The organism is Kangiella spongicola, from assembly GCF_003194565.2.
Lineage (GTDB): Bacteria > Pseudomonadota > Gammaproteobacteria > Enterobacterales > Kangiellaceae > Kangiella > Kangiella spongicola.
The window spans coordinates 180,493-198,022 of the sequence record NZ_QICH01000001.1 but is presented as its reverse complement, the minus strand read 5'-3'; the positions used below and the strand labels follow the sequence as shown (position 1 = coordinate 198,022).

The window sequence follows — 17,530 nt, the reverse complement described above, 5'->3', positions numbered from 1 at the left end:
ACAAGCTTATAAGCCAGTGCCTAGCGTTGGTTGTCATTGACTGTGTTTCAGCAATTCGTAGGAACTTGTAACAAGCTGTGAACAGGCGCTTACTTAGGAGCGTAAGAAGTTGAAAGGGATAGGGAAAGTGCTATACTGAATCTCATAAATAAGAGTAGATATTATGCCGATTTAGGGAATTTCCAGTAAGTTCAAGGTGGTTGTTAAACTTGCTTTACTTTGAATTGCCTATATAAAAGATTGGTACAAATGCTAAGTTGCAAACCGATAAGATTTCAGCTGAAAGTCTGAGCATAAAATTAGCATTACCTAGATGTCGCGCTTTTACAGGCGGTTTATAGAAAGATATTGCTTTATAACAAACTCATCGAGATAACTTGAGTGACGTGATGAAGAGTAAACATAAAATACAAGTTGGGGCTACATTGCTGCTATTAGGCTTGGGATCTGTATCCTTTGCTAATGATAGCTTATACCAAAGTAGTAATGACTGGACTCCTTATACGTTTAGCTCGCCAAGTGAAACTTTAGAGTCCTCCTCTGTTACGGACATTCTTTATCCACCCAAGCTTTCAACACGCAACTTTGATAATGAATCGAAGATTTTATCCTTTGGTATTGAAGACTCGACCGATGGTTTGTGGAAGTTTTCACTAGATCTGAATCAACCTCAAGACGATATTTTCGGCACTGAACAATACCGAGTACATACGGCTTATAGTCCAAACGGTGATAATTCTACCTTTTATATCAATTACGGTAATCGCAGAGTACCGGTGTCAATTAAGGTTGATGATTTGCTGAGTTACGATCAACCAAATTCATCAGCACAGGGGCTGTCTTTAGGGCTAGAGCAGAATTTAAATGATAGCTGGGCTGTGAGCATTAGTTATACTAAGTCTGAACTTGAGCAACGACACAACGAAAACTCATTGTTCTCGAGTCATCAAAGCGCTATTACCAATCAAAAATACTGGTTTGATTTAAACCGTGATGGCTTACCTGAATCAGTAAGCTTATTCTCTGAGCTCGGTGCAGTTGAAGATTATAATAAGGCTTTTGAAGGTATAGAAATTCGTTTAAGTCGACAAATCAACGACAAACTATCATTTGGTGGTGCAGTCACAAAGGCTGAATCTAATCTAGAGTGGCAACCATTACAGCTTGAAAGCTTAAGTCACTTTAATAGTGTTTTGGATGAGTCAGGCCTGTCAATTTTTAGTCAGCTAGATTTATCACCCCAATGGTCGATGGGCGCTCAGCTTAAACATAAGTCTTACCAGCAGAATCAAGCACCAATCGTGTCATTAGTCAGTGATAGTTTTGATGCGATAAACTTTGACAGTACAACCTTAGATATTGGAGTGCAGTATCAAGGTCGATGGGATGATGTAGGTCTTGTCATAAGGATTGATCTAGTGAATTTGCTAGGAGTAAACTCTGAGCGTCAAACTGCATACGACTACTATGACACGGGGTTATCACCTTATACATTTGAAACACCAAAATACATTAAATTAAGTGGTAGCATTAACTTTTAATCCACATTTGCTCATTTCTTTATTGCTTGCTTGCAGCTCTGCATACCTCTATAAATAAAAGTTATCTGAAACTATTTCAAATTGTAAATTAACTGTAATGTTTTGTTGACCCTTACAGCCGATCTCCTTTATAGTTGATTTCTTTCACCAGAGAAATACCAATTGGTTAAAGTTTAGGCTGAAAGAGACTCTTTTAACAGTTCCGACCTTTATTTCCTTGATTTTTAGGCTGGAAACTACTAAGTTTCTTTAGCATCGACTTTTTAATGAAACGATTTCTGAACAGAAATTTGGGTAAGTTTATGAAAAAACAAGTACTTTTTAAGAAAACGGCTGTTGCCATTCTTGCCTCTGCTGTGATGGGCAGCACGATGGCTGCTGGCGAGTTCGATTCTTCGATGAAAACAGAGAAGACAATCGATAAAAAAGCTGCGAGCACACAAGTAACTGTAAACCGTCTAGCAGAGCAAACTACAGATTTGGCTCTAGACTACAGAAATACTTTGCAACAAGTTGACAGCTTGCGTATCTACAACACTCAACTTGAAAGACAAATTGCTAATCAGGAAAAACAAATTTCTGAAAGTAGCAAAGAAATGGAAACTATTGATGAAACAGAAAAGGGTGTTCTTCCTTTAATGGATGAAATGATCAAAACCCTTGATGAATTCGTACAATTAGATATCCCATTCAATTTAGAGCAACGCCAAGAGCGTGTTGCTAAACTCGAAGCACTTATGGATGACGCTAACGTCACGGTTTCTGAAAAGTACCGTAAAATCTTAGAAGCTTACCAAATTGAAATGCAGTACGGTAATGCCGTTTCTGCCAGCACTGGGAACATTGAAAAAGACGGCGAAGAACTTAGCGTAAACTTCTTACGTGTTGGTCGTTTGTCTTATGTTTACCTAACTGTTGATGGTAAGCATGGTGCTTATTGGGATAAAACCTCTGATAAATGGGTCGATCTACCGGATAGTTACTTAGATTCTGTAGATAGCGCTATTAACATGGCGAAAGGAGTTGCAACACAAGAACTCTTCAAAGTACCAGTCCCAGCTACGGAGGCAGCACAATGAGAAACCTTTTAGCATTATCATTAGCTGGCGTTTTCGCATTCAGTGTTTCAACTGTATCTAACGCAGCTGAGAGTATGTCACACTCAGACTTACTTAAAAAAGTAAGGGATAAAGCTCGAATTCAAGAGCAAGTAAATAACCAACGTGTTCAAACGTTCCAGAAAGAGAAAAGCCGTCAAGCAAGCCTATTAGCAGATGCTAAAGCTCGTTTAGCAGCGGAAGAAGCTCGAAGTGAGCGTTTAAAGAATCAGTTTGATGAAAACGAAAAACAGTTGACTCAAATTGCTGAAGACTTACGTATTAAGCAAGGTAACTTGGGTGAGTTGTTTGGTGTTGTACGTCAGGCTGCGAACAGCTTATCTGGTGATATTTCATCTTCATTAGTAAGTGCTCAGTACCCTGGTCGTGATGCACTACTAAACAAGTTAATCGAAGCTGAAGGTCTACCGAGAATGGACGACCTGCGTGGTTTTTACGTACTAATGCTTCAAGAATTAACTGAGCAAGGTAAAACGACAAGCTTTGCTGCTGACGTTGTCAATGAAGAAGGCCGTACTGAGACTCAAACAGTTGAGCGTATTGGTACTTTCAACTTGCTTACAGGTAAAGATTACTTGATTTATGAGCAAGGTCAGATCAAAACACTACAAGTTCAACCTTCTGCTGAAGTGCGTGACTTAGCAGCAGAGTATGAGTCGACTGATTCAGGTTATGCTGGCTTGTTTATCGATCCAACCAAAGGCGGTATCTTACAATTAGAAAAATTGAAGATGAGCTTACCGGATCGTTTGTGGAAGTATAAAGGCTTTGCTGGTTCTACAGTAATGGTTCTTTTAGCTATCGGTATCCTAATCGCGCTAGAGCGTTTATTCACGCTATATATGGTGACAGGCCCGAAAGTTGCTTCACAAAGAAAATCAAGCACACCAGGAAACAACCCTCTTGGTCGCATTATGAAAGTATACCTAGCTAACAAAGATGAAGATGTAGAGAATCTTGAACTTAAGTTAGATGAAGCTGTTCTTAAAGAAACACCTAAGATCGAGCGTGGTATTAATTTAATCAAAGTAATCGCAGCACTAGGTCCGTTACTTGGTCTATTAGGTACAGTAGTAGGTATGATTGAGGTATTCCAATCGATTACTTTACACGGTACTGGTGACCCACGATTAATGGCCGACGGTATTTCGCAAGCATTGGTAACAACTGTTTGGGGTCTATTAGCAGCAATTCCATTAACGTTCTTACACGCTGTTGTAGCTGGTAAAAGTAAAAACATTATTCACGTCTTGGAAGAGCAGAGCACAGGTTTGATGGCTCAACATGACGAGAATAACGCGTAGGATTTCCTTATGGAATTAATCTATACGATATTAGAGTTTATCGGTAAAGGCGGATGGGTCCTATGGTGGATAGGACTCGTTCTCTTCTTAATGTGGACCTTCTTGATCGAGCGATACTGGTACATTTATGGCCAGTATCCAAAAGAAGCTCGCTCAATTATCGCACGTTGGAACGCACGTGAAGATCAAACTTCATGGAAAGCAAAACAAATCCGTGATGCTTGGATCTCTGCAGCTCGAGAAGCGTTGAACCAAAGAATGCTTTTAATCAAAACTTTGATCGCAATTTGTCCATTACTAGGCTTACTAGGTACTGTGACAGGTATGATTGACGTATTTGATGGCATGTCAGGTCAAGGTTCGGGTAGTGCACGTCAAATGGCAGGTGGTATTTTTAAAGCCACAATTCCAACAATGGCGGGAATGGTTGCCGCATTATCTGGTATCTTTTTCAGTAGTCGTTTAGAACAAACGACTTATGTTAAGACGCACCAGTTAGCCGATAACCTTTCACACCATTAATTATTGGGTGAAACTACATGGCTATACAAGATAAAAGAAAACAAGAAGATGTAGAAATTGATATGACACCGATGTTGGACATCGTATTCATCATGTTAATTTTCTTCATCGTCACCACGGTTTTTGTGAAACAATCTGGTGTTGAAGTTGTCAAACCTTTAGCGGAGACAGCTGAAGAGCGTAAAAATGCATATATTTTCGTCGCAATTGACGATAAAAATGTGATTACGATCGACAAGACAACGATACAGCCGTCAGAAGTAAAATCGAAAATCCAATCGATGCGTACTGAAAACCTCGAAGGTGAGGTAGTCATACAGGCTGATAAAAAGGCGAAAGCTGGACTTGTATTACAAGTACTAGATTTTGCTAAGAGCTCTGGTGCTAAAGTTTCAGTTGCAACAGAAAAGGAACAGTAAATGTTAAGAGTTATTGTGAGCGCACTGTTTGCCTTCGGTATTGTGGTTGGCTTGTTCCTCTTGATGAACTTTTTGATTTCATCTAATGCAAAAAAAGATGAAGTTGAAAACGTAAAGGTTGAAGTGGCGTTTGTCGAAGAAGACAAACAGGTGCAGCGAAAAGAACGTCGTCCGCCTAAAAAGCCACCACCACCAAAAGAGCCACCACCACCACAGCAACAAGTGCAACAAAAGCAGCAGAAAGTTGTGACAGCAATTGTTGACATCAAAATTGATAATATTGATGCGTCTATGGATGGTACCGGAATATACATTGGTGGTCTTGGTACAGGTCAAGCCGATTTCGCTGGAATGGGAGATGGCGACGCTATCCCTGTTTATCAGCCACAAGCTGAATACCCAGTACAGGCTCAACTAAAAGGAATTGAAGGTTACGTTTTATTCACTCTGGATATAGGCCCAGATGGCTCACCTTCGAATATTTCTGTTGAAGACGAAAGTCCAAGAGGAGTATTTAGAAGAAACGCTATGCGTGCAATCCGAAAGTGGAAGTTCAAGCCAAGAATTGTGAATGGTCAAGCTATTCCTCAACGAAATATGCGTTACAGAATGGAATTTGAACTAGACCAGTAACTTTTAAAAGTGATAAATATGAAAAAATTACCAATTATTTTAGGCGTCACAGGTTTATTGTTTGCGGGTAGTGCTTCTGCATTGCCCCAAACAAAGTATACGTCTTCATGTAAGCCTTTAGCGCCGACTGAAGGTGAATACCCTGAAAAAAAGGTAGGTTCGATAACATCACAGTCTGCTTTTAAAAAAATCACTGCCGCTAATGAAGCCTATGCTGATGGCAAACATGCAGAGTCAATTGCTCTACTTAATGAATTAATTGCAGAATCAGGCGATAAAGTTGCAGTAGGAAGAGGGCAATATTTACTAGGCGTTAATTATAATGCTATGGAAAGATACAACGATGCTGTCCGTGCTTTCCAGAAGGCCCTTAATAGTGGTTTTTTAACACCTGCGAATGCTGCAAATATTCGAATGAGTATTGCTCGTGTTTATATGGTTCAGGAAAACTACAATGAAGCGTTGAAGTGGATGAAGCAATACTTTGATAACGTCATTAAACCACCTGCTTCTTCTTATGCTGCTTATTCTCAGATGTTTTATCAAACTGAGAAGTTCCGTGAATCAATTTGTCCAGCATACATTGCAATTCAACAAGGTTACTCTTCGAAAAAAGGGCTTTACGGAATACTATTCGGAGCTCATTATAAACTCAATGATTTAGCTGGGGCTGAGGTCATTGGCGAGGAAATGGTAGAGTTATACGCTGACGATAAGTCTGCATATAATAACCTATTTGCAGTTTATAGTCGCAGAGGCAAGCAAGCAGATATGTTGGCTTTAGCAGAACTTGCAAGAATGAATGGTATTTGGAAAAGTGAAACTAATTATAAACAATTATCGGCACTATTCTCTAATAACCAAACGCCTAGACTCGCAGCTGAAAGACTTAAGGAAGGCATTGAGGAAGGTATTGTTGAGTCCACAGAAGATAACTGGAAGCGAGTGGCTGACAATTATTTCTATGCTAAAGATCTAGAGAATGCAGTAAAAGCTTACGATAAGGCAAGCGGTTTTACTTCTAGTGGAAAGTATGATTATAAAGTTGCGATTATGTATCAAGACCGCGATAATTATAAGAAAGCTATAGAAAGATACAAAAGTGCAATTCGAAAGGGTGGCTTAGATAAAGAAGATATAGGTTATGCATACATGAACCTTGGTGTTTCACAGTTTAGATTAGGCCAGGAAAGTGCTGCGATTGCTACAATGGAAAGAGCTAGTAAATATCCAAAGGTTGCTAAAAATGCCAAAGCTTATATCAAATACATAGGCGATCTAAAAAGAATGAAAGAGTCTATAGCAGCTATGAAGCTAGAGGAAGACTCTACAGACAACGATTCTTAATTTATTTATACTTATAAAACGCTACTTTTAAGTAGCGTTTTTTTTTGTCTTTATGAAATACTATAAGCTTTTCGAAATACTTTATTACGTTTGAACATATTTCACTCGAGTAATCTACTCTATACTATAGACAGTACTTTTATTGGATTGACTATGGCTTGGTATCACAAAGCAAAAAGTAAAGCTGAGAAGCTTGTGCATCGTGGACTAGATCGACATGTGCGAGTTGCAGTAACAGGGCTCAGTGGAGCAGGCAAAACTGCCTTTGTAACATCTGTTATTAATCAATTACTTCATGCGCCAGTTGAAGGGCACCTTACATTCCTTGAGCCCTGTAGAGAACGCAGATTCAAAGCATCAAAGCTTGCCATGCATCAAGAGTTACACATTCCTAAGTTTGACTATCAGGGTTGCTTTGGCTCTTTGGTTGATGCTAACCCCATATGGCCCAGTTCAACGCGTAATATTTCTCAAGCTAATATTAGCTGCCGATATAAAGTCAAAGATAAATGGTTGCGGAAAGTATCTAAGGATAGCACTCTTACTGTAGAGATCCTTGACTATCCTGGTGAGTGGTTGTTGGATTTACCCTTGCTAAGATTAAGTTTTAAAGAATGGTCTGAGCTATGCCAACAGTATTTAAGAAGAGAGAGGCGTCAGCAGTATGCTTCTGATGTTGTCAAACAGCTATCCGAGCTTCAATACAGTGAACCTGTGGACGAAGCTGAAATAGATAAGTTATTAAGTAGCGTAGCTAATGATTACAGAACGGCACTCTATGATTATCGCAAGTATAATAAGGATTTCAGTTTAGCCTTGCCTGGTCGTTTTCTGCTTCCTGGTGAACTTGAAGGCAGCCCTGTACTTTCTTTCTTTCCAGTAATCTCGTCAGATATTCTAAGTCTGGATTGGGAACAGTTTGAGAGTCAGTCTTTATTAAAAATTTTAGAGCGTCGATATAATTATTACCAAAAACATATTATCCGCCCTTTTTTTGAAGAGTATTTTTCAAAAGTTGATCGTCAAATCGTGCTTATTGATACTAACTCGATTTTAGAGTCAGACTACGAATCATACCTAGATTTCAAACATACTATTGAGCGCTTGTTAGAAGGTTTTAGTTATGGCCGCTCTAATTGGTTGAAACGACTGTTTTCCCCGTCAATCGATAAGCTGTTGATTGCAACGACCAAAGCTGATCTAGTACCACCGGATCAGCATGCGTCCCTAGAGTCCTTTATGCAAAAAACAGTTGCTCAAGTTAAGAACGATATTGGTTACGAGGGTGTTGATGTTGAAACTATGGCCATAGCTTCAGTCGCTACCTCTGAGCCAGTTACCACCGAGCACGATGGGAAACAGCTCCATTGTGTGAAAGGTTTAGATGTAGAATCTCGTGAGTCTGTGATTCATTATCCAGGTAAAGTCCCTTCGAAGACACTAAGTAGGGAAGAGTGGCGCAAATTGGAAATAGACTTTTCTCCTTTTGCTGTGCCCTGCTTTAGCCCTGATGAACCATTGCCACATATAAGAATGGATAAAGTTCTTCAGTTTCTGATTGGAGATAAATTTGTATGAGCGACAAACCTGTTAAGTTCTATAGTTCCGATAAGGCTCATCAAAAAGCTGAAAAGCTATTAAATGAGCAGTTTGAAGCTACAAGTAAGACACTTGTCGGGAAAGAGTTTGATAATGAGCTTGCTATAACTTTAAAATCTACTAAAAAAAAGTCAGTTCTTAAGAAACTTTTTTGGCCAAGTCTATCCACCTTTGTAATTATTGCAGCAGGTTACGAAGCAACAAGCTTCATTACGAACCTCTATAATCAACACTGGCTACTTGGAAGTGCCGTTGGCTTTCTAGGTGGTCTTATTGTCATAAGTGGTACTTATTCACTGTATAAAGGGTGGCGTTCCAGAACTCGCCTTAAGAAGCGACAGCGACAACAGGAAGCAATAAGTGGCTTACTTGAAGTTAGCAGTTATGGTCAAGCAAACTCCCTTTTGGCAGAAGTCTCTGAGGAAATAGCCAAAACAGCGAATATCGACAAGTTGCAGCAGGACTATGATAAGCGAAAGCAACAAATTCATAATGATCAAGAATTGATACAAATCTATTCGTCAACAATATTAAAGGGACTCGACTCTGCTGCTATCGAGGTTGTAACGAAACATGCTACTGAGGCTGCCGCTATGGTGGCATTGAGTCCGTTAGCGGCCGTAGATATGGCTTTAGTGGCCTGGCGCAGTAGCAAGATGATTCAGCAGTTGTCTGCGCTTTATGGCTGTCCTCAAACAGCTTTAGGGCGATTTGAGATGACGAAAAGAGTATTTAAGAATATGATGTTGGCGGGAGCCAGCGAGTTAGTTGCCGACGCTGGCGTTGAACTGCTTGGAAAGGGCTTAACAGCGACAATCTCGACTAAAGCAGCTCAAGGTATTGGTGTAGGCTTATTAATCGCGCGTATGGGCTTACAAACCATGCATCTATGCCGCCCAGTGCCTTACAATAGCGAAACTAAGCCAAAGTTAAGTCAGGTTCGTAAGTCCGTGCTCAGTAAGGTTATAGGTTTGGTTAAAAGTGCTTCCAGCGATAAATCTAACAAGCAGGGTGAGAAAGTGAAGCAACAGGAAGCTTTGAAGCAACATAATGATTACGACGATAGTTAGAATTAGGGGAAAAAAGAATGATAGAAATTAAAGGCTTATCCAAAAGTTTTGCCTACGATAAAAAGGAGGCAAAGAAAAAAAAGAATAAAGCTGCAACAGATCCTAGGGAAGGCGAAGGGGTGTTTCACGCTGTTCGCGATGTTAGCTTTCAATGTGGCAAAGGCAAAGTTTTAGGTCTACTTGGGCCAAACGGAGCTGGTAAAACTACAACTCTTCGTATGTTATCGACGGCTTTGGAGCCAACATCGGGGGAAATCTTAATTAATGGGCACGATGTCACCAAAGAACTACGCTATGCTCAGAAGCTGATAGGATTCCTTTCAGGCAAAACGGGTCTTTATCATCGCTTGACGGTACGTGAAAACGTCGAATACTTTGGGCGTATGCATGGCTTATCTAAGCAGCTAATGGATGAGCGAATTGATAAAATCTTCTCTATGCTTGATATGCATACTTTTGCTGGAAAGCGAGCCGATGATCTCTCCACAGGTATGATGCAGCGCGCCTCAATCGCTCGAGCAGTGATTCATGACCCAAAAGTATTGGTTTTTGATGAGCCAACTACGGGGCTTGATGTGATTTCTGCAAAAACTGTTTTAGATTTTATTGAAAGCTATAAAGAAACCGAAATGTCTGTGATATTTTCGACACATCACCTGCATGAGGTTGAAAGGCTTTGTGATGAAGTCTGTCTGATTGATCTCGGTGAAACTAAGTTCTATGGCAGCACACAAAATTTCGCATCACAGACGCCGTCGGGTAACTTGTACGATGCATTCTTAGCTAATGTGAATAATAAAGAGAAGGAGGTCGCTTAGAATGTGGTTAGTTTATAAAAAAGAATTACTAGAAATCTTGCGCGATAAGAAAACGTTAATTTTTTCGATTCTGTTGCCAACGATAATTTTCCCAGTGTTGTTTTTTGGTGTAGGGAAATTTACCCAAAGTAAAACGCAAGAGGCAGAAATTAAAGAGCTTAAGATAGCTTTTGTTAATGGCAATACTTTCGAGGGTTTACCTGACCTATTTACAGCAGAAAAGCACTTCAAAAAAGTAGAGCTAGAGTCTAGCGACTACAAAGCAGAAATTTTGAACGATAAGGTCGACTTCATCATAGAAGTGCCAGAAGACTCTGCAATGCCTTCACAAAGTCGTAAGCAAGAGCTCATAAACCTGTATTATAAAGGGGCTTCTAAGCTCGATAATATCTCTAATAAAAGGGTCAAAGATATTATTGAAGCCTATAACAATACTGAGCGATTAGCATTAGGTGAACGATTTAATTTAACGACCGACAATGTTAAAGCGTTCAACAAGCCTATTGCAGTAGAAAATAAAAACTTCGCGTCGGAGCGTGAGAGAATTGGTGAGTTTGCCGGCCCACTAATCGCATACATTCTTATAGCTTTAGCAGTATCTGGAGCTATGTATCCTGCGCTAGAGCTTGGTGTTGGTGAAAAAGAACGCGGTACTTTAGAGACCTTGTTACTTACACCAATGACCAAAGGCAAGATTGTTTTAGCTAAGTTTGGTGTGATTTTTACAGCGAGCTTCTTCACGGTCATTGTGACACTGCTCAGTTATTTTGTGTGGACCTGGATTTTCACCATGGGTGGCAAAATGAGTGGGCTGGACTTCCTGTCGAATATCTCGGGACTCGATCTGCTACTTGTCGCAGTATTGTTAGTACCGCTTACCAGTATTTTTGCATCGATCATGTTGAGCGCTTCGATTTACGCTAAAAACATGAAAGAAGCGCAAGCTTACATGTCGCCAATATTTATGCTTGGTTTTATGCCTGTCATCGTGGCTTTTGTCCCAGGTATGGAGCTAAACGTTAAGACTGCAATGATTCCTATCACCAACGTTGCTTTAGCAATGAAGGATTTGGTGAAAGGTACAGTAGATTACAGCATGATTATGGTTTTATTAGCGTCAACAGTAGTTATTGCTGGAGCTTTATTGTATTTCACAACTCAGTTCTTTAAGAAAGAGAAGGTGTTATTCAGAAGCTAAGCTTTGTACTCAGCTGTGCTTTATTAGTTAAATACACGGAAATAAAAAAGGGCCTTCGGGCCCTTTTTTATTGTTAATTGTTATATGTTAGAAAGCTTAGCGAAAAATAGTTAAGGTTTGTCCTGGGCGAATAATGCTTCTTTTACTCAGTTGGTTCCATTTCGTTAAGTCACTAATTTTAACGTTAAACTTTCGGGCGATTGCTGAAAGTGAATCACCACTTCTGACTTTGTATGAGGTTTTAGCCGAGGCAAACTGGGAGTAACGTTTAGGCCAAACTTTTAGCCGCTGACCGATTCGTAAAGTACTGTTTTTGTTCATGTTATTCCAACGAGCAACCTGAGTTGACGTTACTCCAAAGCGCTTACCAATACTCCATAAGCTATCCCCACTTTTAACGCGGTAGGTCTGATAGCGACGACGTTGACGGTTCTTGTCCAAGGTCGCCATAAAGTTTAGTTCATGTTCGGAAGCATCAGCAAACCCAGGCATTTTTAATACCTGTCCCACTTTTAAAAAGTCAGACTTGAGCTTATTGAGGTTTTTTAATGTCGACACACTGGTGTTATTTTTCTTAGCAATTACACTCAAGTTGTCACCAGATTTAACCGTATAGGTTAATAGTCCAAGCTCTTTGCCTGGCTCTATGTCCATAATGCCTTTTTGGAACAGTTGTACATTTTTCGTCGGTACTAAAATCTGTGCTTGACCATGTTCTTCGGGAATAAATAATTTGTTGTAAGCTGGATTGAGGCGATAGAAAACATTTTTATCTATGTTAGCAATTTTAGCCAGCTGCATTAGGTTAGCCGGTGCTTCGATCGCAACCTGCTTGAATGCTGGTGTATTTTCGATGAAAGGGAGCTCTACCTCGAAGTCTTTGGCGTTGAGGAAAATGTTTGAAAGGGCAATCCACTTTGGAACGTGGCGCATGGTTTCTCTTGGTAGCTTCAATGACCAGTAGTCTGTTGGTAGGCCTTTACGTTTATTACGCTTAATAGCTTTTAAAACGTTACCCTGACCCACATTGTAAGCGGCGACCGTTAGTAACCAGTCACCATCAAACATTTTGTTTAAGTATTCATAATAATCTAGAGCGGCTTGTGTCGAGGCTACCACGTCACGGCGACCGTCATACCATTGGTCGATGGTTAAACCAAAGCCACGAGCGGTTCTAGGCATAAACTGCCATAAGCCGGCTGCTTGCACGACTGAATGGGCTAATGGGTCGAAATTGCTCTCTACCATCGGTGTGAAGGCTAATTCTACAGGCATTTCACGTTTTTCAAGCTCAGAAATGATGTAATAAAGATAAGGCGCAGCTTTGTTGGCGCGTTCGACAAGATGATGCTTGTGGCGCAAAAAGCGTTTTTGTTGTGATTCAACCCGAGCGTTACTGATATGTGTCAATGTTTGCTGTTTAGCAATTTCATCCCACAAATTCACTGGCAGGACTGGTTTTAAGTCTTTAGTAATCAACTCAACCTCAGGAGACAGCTCGTCCTGCTCTAAACCAGGCGCGGGTAACGGCTGGTTAGTTTTTGCTGTGGCCCCTTCCGTGGACGGTGAGTTTGTGTTTTTTTCTAAAGTACTACAAGCACTTAGTACCAGTAGAGACAAAATAGCAATGCGCTTCATAATGATTTTTGTGTTTAAAAATTATCTTTTAGTTGCCGAATTGTAGCAAAAGTTCGCACAGGATCGGAGAAAGTTTTGTGTCCGGTCGCTTGGTTCGCTGCTTGTTGCACAGAATCTTCATGGCACCTTAGGAAAGGGTTAAAGCGAAGTTCTTGGCCTATGGTGGACGGAACAGTTGGACGGTTTTCGTCTCTAAGTGATTGAGAATTATTGATTTCTTGCTTAATTGCTTCATTATCAGGCTCAATCGACAAAGCAAACTTGAGGTTAGACAAGGTGTACTCGTGAGCACAGTAAACCTTTGTTTCTGTTGGAAGTTTGGCGAGTTTGCCGAGTGATTCCATAAATACTTCTGGAGTACCCTCAAACATGCGGCCACAACCTGCCTTGAAAAGCGTATCTCCACAAAACAGGGCATCGTGACCATAGTAGGCGATATGCCCCATAGTGTGACCTGGCACCGCTATTACCCCAAAGTGGAATTCATCATTAAGGATGGAAATCTTGTCCCCTTCTACTAAATTACGATCGGAAAAAGGCTGATTGTCCCGCTGAGATACATAAACTCGGCATTGGTAGCGGTTTTTTAAGGTCGGCACACCGCCGATATGATCATTGTGGTAATGTGTGATTAGTATCGTCTCGAGCGTTAGATCATGCTCCTCTATATAGTCAATGACTGGTGCTGCATCGCCCGGATCGACCACCGCCACTGCATTGGAGTTCGAGGAGTGGATAACCCAGATGTAATTATCATTAAAGGCTGGTAATGGGATGACTTTCATAGACTTATACTTTCATAATAAATTAGGTTGTGTTTGCTTGGATGCATAACTCGGGTTAGCATTGAATACTGTACAAGACAGATCCACACCTAGCAACTAGACAGGTAGCAATGGAGCGATTATTTGAGTTGAGTTGGGCTAAAATGCCAGCGGGAAACCGTCTGAGGTATTTATGGCAAGAATGGTTGCAGCAACACCTTGAAGAATATCACGGTGGTTGTTTGCTAACTCTTGACAGTTTAACCCAAAGCTTAAGCCTGCCGAGTAATGTTTTTGAGTATCATGTAAGGCTTGGTGACGGCTTGTGTCATACGGTAGAGGCCAGACCGGATGAGTTACCTATTATGACCGACTCTATCCAGACGGTAGTCTTAAGCAATGCTTTAGAGTACGCACAAAATCCAAGTGTATTGCTTGGTGAGGTACATCGGGCATTGGCGCCACAAGGCGTCTTGTATGCTTTATTATACGCGCCTTACAATCCTTGGATGCTTAAGGCGCGCGGGCGCTTATCGCGTAATAAAAAAGAACTTCCAAGCCATTCGATCAGCATACATCGCTATCAAGAGTGGCTAAATTTATTAGGGTTCAAAACACTTGAAACCGAAATTGTCGGGTGTCCGTGGTGGCGCGGCTTTAAAAAGTTTGAGGCGAAATCGTCGATGCCTAATGCGTGGCTTTCAGCTCCCATCGCTTATATGGTCAAAGCACAAAAGAAAGTTTCAACCATGACACCTCTGCGTCCACTTGAAGAGGAAGCTGAGGCGCTGGCACTTGGTGGCAAGTTGGCGAATATCTAATCATTATCATATAGAATGCTGCATTCTAAACACAATAAAAGGCTTTGCAACAGTTTGAAAACAATAGAAATTTTTACCGATGGTGCGTGCAAGGGTAACCCTGGCCCCGGAGGCTGGGGAGCGTTACTGCGTTATGGCGACCATGAAAAACGCCTCTATGGTGGGGAGCTTGAAACCACCAATAATCGAATGGAATTAACTGCGGCAATTGAAGCCTTAAAAGCATTAAAGCGCAGTTGTAAGGTCGAACTCACTACTGACTCTGTGTATGTTAAAAACGGCATTAACCAGTGGCTAGAAGGTTGGAAAGCCAAAGGCTGGAAAACCGCTGCGAAAAAACCTGTTAAGAATAAGGACTTATGGCAACAGCTGGATGAGCAGGTCTCGAAGCACCAGGTGAATTGGCACTGGGTTAAAGGACATAGTGGCCATCCGGAAAATGAAATCGCGGATGAGCTAGCAAATTTAGGCGTTGAAAAAGTATTAAACGAAAAATAGAAGGGCGAACATGAGACAAATTGTTCTGGATACAGAAACTACGGGTTTAGAGCCATCGGACGGTCACCGAATCATTGAAATTGGTTGCGTTGAACTGGTGAACCGTAAGTTAACGGGTAACCATTATCACCAATACATTAAGCCAGATCGTGAGATTGATGAAGGCGCCATAGAAGTGCATGGCATTACCAATGAGTTTCTCGAAGATAAACCGCGATTTCAAGATATCGCAGCCCAATTTTTGGAATTTATTGATGGTGCTGAGTTAGTGATCCATAACGCACCCTTTGATGTGGGCTTTATCGATCATGAGCTGAAATTATGGGACCCGTCAAAAGGTAAAACGAGCGATTACTGTACGGTGCTCGATACCTTAGTATTGGCGCGCCAGATGCACCCTGGACAGCGTAACAGTCTTGATGCTTTATGTAAGCGCTATGAGATTGATAACAGTCACCGTGAACTGCACGGCGCTTTACTCGACTCAGAAATCCTCGCGGATGTTTACCTTCGCATGACCGGCGGACAGACTAATTTAACCCTGGGTCGTCAGTCGACACCAAGTGCTGAAACAGGGGAGTTGCCGGTGCGAAAAATTGCAACAAACCGTCCTAGTCTAAAGGTGATAAGAGCGAACGAGGAAGAACTCAGTGCCCATGAAAAGAAACTTAAGAGTCTTAAGGGAGCGATTTGGGAATAGAATTGCATTAGCTCAGCTAATAGGTTGTTGCAAAAAAAGTATGCCAAAACGGTAATGTTACTCTGTTTGAAATGCTTTTTTGTATAAAAAGCGTACAAATTTAAGGGGTTATTGGCGATTGTCGGGCGAGCAAAAAGTGATCGAGATTTTGGTAGGTTTTAGGTTATACGACTCGAAAAGTTGAAATAAAGTCGAAAAATTCTGCTTTACTAACAGCTTATTTATGTAGTTATTGGCGAATCAGTTTTGCTCAATAAGTGCTCAGGGGGATGCTTGCAGGGTATTTTGGGGGTTGCTACAATCTTTTGGCTTTATTGCGATTGTTGCAATGTTTGCTAGTGATTGCTCCACTGCTTCTCGGGGCTTGTTTGGTTTTCAGATAAGGTGTGTTGAAGTTAGATGAAAAAAAATAACAGTATTCGTTACATCGTCAGCCTAATTGTTGTGTTGTCACTTATTTGGCTTGGCAACTCAGGTTTCTTCAACGGCCTACTGCTGTCCTTGGGAGTTGTATCCGTCATCTTTGTCGTTTTCATGTCACACCGTTTAGGCATCATTGATGAAGAGTCTCAACCTCTCCATGTTAGCCGCCGCATTGTTGTCTATTGGTTATGGCTTTTAAAAACCTTGGTCAAATCAAACATCACGGTGATAAAGCGTATCTGGAAAGGCCCAAGTTCAATTAACCCTGTGGTTGCTCGAATTCCGATCAGTCAGAAAACAGAAATGGGGCAAGCGATCTACGCAAACTCAATCACCTTGACGCCAGGGACAACGACGCTGGATGTTGAAGATGACACCATGATTGTTTACGCCCTTTCGAATAATGCTATTCGCTATTTAATGACCGGTGACATGGATCGCCGTGTTTCGCGCTTGGAGGAATAATGTTTCTTGCCGCTGCTATAGCTATTTTGGTTGCCATGGCGCTTGCTTTAGTGCGGGCTTTTATGGGGCCAACACTGTATGACCGTATCTTGTCGGTCAATGTTTTCGGCACTAAAACCGTGTTGTTTATTGCTGTTTTGGGCTTCTTAATGGGCCGGCCAGAGTTTCTCGATATCGCTTTGGTATATGCGCTGATTAACTTTATCGCGATTATTGCCGTGTTGCGCTTTTTCGAATACAAACATGCCGACGCTAGCGAGGCCAAAGAATGAGTATCTTTATTGATGGCCTAAGCTGGGCACTGCTTATTCTAGGTGGCTTTATTTGCGTGTCGGGTGCTATTGGTATGCACCGTTTCCCTGATTTCTTTAGCCGTATGCATGCTGCAAGTGTGACCGATACATTAGGTGGTAGCTTAATTCTAGTGGGACTAATGCTACAACTTGACGGTGAATATACCGTTTTGGTCAAGTTAATTTTGATCGTGTTATTTATTTTATTGACCAGCCCAACGGCAAGCCACGCGCTTGCGAAAGCCGCGTTACACGGTGGGCTGCGTCCTAAGCTAGGAAGCAATCAAGAGGAACAGGACGAAGATGTTTTACGTAGTTTCGGTCCTGTGAAGTCCGAAGACACTAAGAATAAGGAGTAG

The 17,530-nt window shown here is 41.2% G+C and carries 19 protein-coding genes; 17 read left to right on the top strand and 2 right to left on the bottom strand.

Translation table 11 applies throughout. The features are described from left to right. Positions 1-389 precede the first annotated feature (389 nt). The 11 genes from DL796_RS00800 (at position 390) to DL796_RS00750 (ending at position 11,569) form a co-directional block, all read left to right on the top strand. Positions 390-1,541: a hypothetical protein gene (locus DL796_RS00800; protein ID WP_110199049.1), complete on the top strand. Its 1,152-nt coding sequence runs from the start codon at positions 390-392 to the stop codon at positions 1,539-1,541. A 302-nt stretch (positions 1,542-1,843) separates the two neighbouring features. Beyond that, positions 1,844-2,620, top strand: coding sequence for a DUF3450 domain-containing protein (locus DL796_RS00795; RefSeq protein WP_110199047.1), 777 nt, complete (start codon positions 1,844-1,846; stop codon positions 2,618-2,620). Then, positions 2,617-3,963 (top strand): MotA/TolQ/ExbB proton channel family protein, encoded by a 1,347-nt coding sequence (locus DL796_RS00790; RefSeq protein WP_110199045.1) that lies wholly within the window; start codon positions 2,617-2,619, stop codon positions 3,961-3,963. Before DL796_RS00795 ends, DL796_RS00790 begins: the two co-directional genes overlap by 4 nt. Positions 3,964-3,972: 9 nt before the next feature. Further along, positions 3,973-4,485, top strand: a complete 513-nt coding sequence (locus DL796_RS00785) for a MotA/TolQ/ExbB proton channel family protein (protein ID WP_110199043.1) — start codon at positions 3,973-3,975, stop codon at positions 4,483-4,485. A gap of 17 nt (positions 4,486-4,502) precedes the next feature. Continuing rightward, on the top strand, positions 4,503-4,904 hold the full coding sequence (locus DL796_RS00780; protein ID WP_110199041.1) for an ExbD/TolR family protein: 402 nt from the start codon (positions 4,503-4,505) through the stop codon (positions 4,902-4,904). Continuing rightward, a complete protein-coding gene (locus DL796_RS00775; RefSeq protein WP_110199039.1) occupies positions 4,905-5,537 on the top strand; it encodes an energy transducer TonB in 633 nt (210 codons plus the stop codon). It begins immediately after the preceding gene. An 18-nt stretch (positions 5,538-5,555) separates the two neighbouring features. Further along, positions 5,556-6,884, top strand: a complete 1,329-nt coding sequence (locus tag DL796_RS00770; protein ID WP_110199037.1) for a tetratricopeptide repeat protein — start codon at positions 5,556-5,558, stop codon at positions 6,882-6,884. Between the two features lie 153 nt (positions 6,885-7,037). After that, positions 7,038-8,462, top strand: a complete 1,425-nt coding sequence (locus DL796_RS00765; RefSeq protein ID WP_110199035.1) for a YcjX family GTP-binding protein — start codon at positions 7,038-7,040, stop codon at positions 8,460-8,462. Further along, a complete protein-coding gene (locus DL796_RS00760; RefSeq protein ID WP_110199033.1) occupies positions 8,459-9,553 on the top strand; it encodes a YcjF family protein in 1,095 nt (364 codons plus the stop codon). The genes DL796_RS00765 and DL796_RS00760 overlap by 4 nt, the downstream gene beginning before the upstream one ends. A gap of 17 nt (positions 9,554-9,570) precedes the next feature. Beyond that, positions 9,571-10,371, top strand: coding sequence for an ABC transporter ATP-binding protein (locus DL796_RS00755; protein ID WP_110199031.1), 801 nt, complete (start codon positions 9,571-9,573; stop codon positions 10,369-10,371). A 1-nt stretch (position 10,372) separates the two neighbouring features. Next, positions 10,373-11,569: an ABC transporter permease gene (locus tag DL796_RS00750; RefSeq protein WP_110199029.1), complete on the top strand. Its 1,197-nt coding sequence runs from the start codon at positions 10,373-10,375 to the stop codon at positions 11,567-11,569. Between the two features lie 96 nt (positions 11,570-11,665). Here the strand turns inward: DL796_RS00750 and DL796_RS00745 are convergent, their stop codons facing one another. Together DL796_RS00745 and gloB are read right to left on the bottom strand one after the other, a co-directional pair. Next, entirely contained in the window at positions 11,666-13,207 is a 1,542-nt protein-coding gene (locus DL796_RS00745) for a lytic transglycosylase (protein WP_110199027.1), read from the bottom strand. Between the two features lie 14 nt (positions 13,208-13,221). Then, entirely contained in the window at positions 13,222-13,992 is a 771-nt protein-coding gene (gloB, locus tag DL796_RS00740) for a hydroxyacylglutathione hydrolase (RefSeq protein ID WP_110199025.1), read from the bottom strand. Positions 13,993-14,102: 110 nt separating this feature from the next. Here gloB and DL796_RS00735 point away from each other — a divergent pair, with 110 nt between their 5' ends. The 6 genes from DL796_RS00735 (at position 14,103) to mnhG (ending at position 17,530) form a co-directional block, all read left to right on the top strand. Next, on the top strand, positions 14,103-14,792 hold the full coding sequence (locus tag DL796_RS00735) for a methyltransferase domain-containing protein (RefSeq protein WP_110199023.1): 690 nt from the start codon (positions 14,103-14,105) through the stop codon (positions 14,790-14,792). A 54-nt stretch (positions 14,793-14,846) separates the two neighbouring features. Beyond that, a complete protein-coding gene (gene rnhA / locus DL796_RS00730) occupies positions 14,847-15,290 on the top strand; it encodes a ribonuclease HI (protein WP_110200671.1) in 444 nt (147 codons plus the stop codon). 10 nt (positions 15,291-15,300) lie between these two features. Then, positions 15,301-15,990, top strand: coding sequence for a DNA polymerase III subunit epsilon (gene dnaQ, locus DL796_RS00725; RefSeq protein ID WP_110199021.1), 690 nt, complete (start codon positions 15,301-15,303; stop codon positions 15,988-15,990). A gap of 399 nt (positions 15,991-16,389) precedes the next feature. Then, positions 16,390-16,878 carry a Na+/H+ antiporter subunit E gene (locus tag DL796_RS00720; protein WP_110199019.1) on the top strand — a complete coding sequence of 163 codons (489 nt, stop codon included), beginning with the start codon at positions 16,390-16,392 and terminating at the stop codon, positions 16,876-16,878. After that, on the top strand, positions 16,878-17,150 hold the full coding sequence (locus tag DL796_RS00715) for a monovalent cation/H+ antiporter complex subunit F (protein WP_110199017.1): 273 nt from the start codon (positions 16,878-16,880) through the stop codon (positions 17,148-17,150). Before DL796_RS00720 ends, DL796_RS00715 begins: the two co-directional genes overlap by 1 nt. Then, on the top strand, positions 17,147-17,530 hold the full coding sequence (mnhG, locus tag DL796_RS00710) for a monovalent cation/H(+) antiporter subunit G (protein WP_110199015.1): 384 nt from the start codon (positions 17,147-17,149) through the stop codon (positions 17,528-17,530). Before DL796_RS00715 ends, mnhG begins: the two co-directional genes overlap by 4 nt.